Here is a 590-nt window from a genome sequence, read left to right as displayed (position 1 = left end):
GGGTGCTGTGTCTGGCTCAGGTGTCTGGCGCTCTAGAGCCACCATATCCGCCGCCTCCTGCATCGGTACAGCACGCTCAATCAGCAGAGCAAAGGCGGTTTCGGGTTCCGCCATCTGACACAGATATTCATTGGCATCCCTGCCCGGCGGGAACACCACGCGCAGCGGTGTGATCCCTTTGGCAACCAGTGCTGACGCCAGTTTCACCGCCGCCTCATTGCCTGCGGTATCGTTATCAAAGGCGATCAGCACCTGCTTAATGTTGTGCTGTTCAAAGACCTGCCAGTGATCAGCGGTGACACCATGTACACCATAGGCCGCCGTGACATGGCGCTGCCCTGCGACCCAGAACGACATCGCATCAATGAGTGATTCACACAGGATAAGCGTCCTGGACGCACCCAGCGCCGCTTCATTCCAGACGCCGTGATGGGCCCCCGGCAGGTACAGATGACGGATAACCGACGCCCGCAGATCATCACTGATCATGCGCCCGTACAGTTCATGGATTTGCCCCTGTGTTCCCCTCACCGGCACAACCAGCGAACCGCGCAGATGCTCCCGCCCGTTCTCCCGCAGCACACCGACTG

Annotated in this window: 1 protein-coding gene; it reads right to left on the bottom strand. The window is 59.8% G+C overall.

Annotated features, from left to right (window positions below; translation table 11 throughout):
- A partial coding sequence (locus AAY47_RS18600; protein ID WP_047771781.1) for a toprim domain-containing protein occupies positions 1–590 on the bottom strand: 590 nt, incomplete at both ends.

This window comes from Xenorhabdus griffiniae, assembly GCF_001028135.1.
Taxonomy (GTDB): domain Bacteria; phylum Pseudomonadota; class Gammaproteobacteria; order Enterobacterales; family Enterobacteriaceae; genus Xenorhabdus; species Xenorhabdus bakwenae.
This window is presented reverse-complemented; position numbering and strand designations above follow the sequence as displayed.